General features: G+C 53.3%; 1 protein-coding gene. It reads right to left on the reverse strand.

Going from position 1 to position 589, the window contains the following annotated elements; all coding sequences use genetic code 11:
• The coding region (locus tag ACFP6A_RS14405; RefSeq protein ID WP_379604678.1) for an IS6-like element IS26 family transposase at positions 1–589 on the reverse strand (589 nt) is incomplete at both ends.

Below are 589 nucleotides of genomic sequence, written 5' to 3' on the forward strand. Positions count from 1 at the left end.
AAAAACTCTGCTTACCAGGCGCATTTCGCCCAGGGGATCACCATAATAAAATGCTGAGGCCTGGCCTTTGCGTAGTGCACGCATCACCTCAATACCTTTGATGGTGGCGTAAGCCGTCTTCATGGATTTAAATCCCAGCGTGGCGTTGATTATCCGTTTCAGTTTGCCATGATCGCATTCAATCACGTTGTTCCGGTACTTAATCTGTCGGTGTTCAACGTCAGACGGGCACCGGCCGTCGCGTTTGAGCAGAGCAAGCGCGCGACCATAGGCGGGCGCTTTATCCGTGTTGATGAATCGCGGGATCTGCCACTTCTTCACGTTGTTGAGGATTTTACCCAGAAACCGGTATGCAGCTTTGCTATTACGACGGGAGGAGAGATAAAAATCGACAGTGCGGCCCCGGCTGTCGACGGCCCGGTACAGATACGCCCAGCGGCCATTGACCTTCACGTAGGTTTCATCCATGTGCCACGGGCAAAGATCGGAAGGGTTACGCCAGTACCAGCGCAGCCGTTTTTCCATTTCAGGCGCATAACGCTGAACCCAGCGGTAAATCGTGGAGTGATCGACATTCACTCCGCGTTCA

The sequence above is a fragment of the Quadrisphaera sp. GCM10027208 genome (genome assembly GCF_042658805.1).
In the GTDB taxonomy this organism is placed as follows: Bacteria; Actinomycetota; Actinomycetes; order Actinomycetales; family SCSIO-59966; genus SCSIO-59966.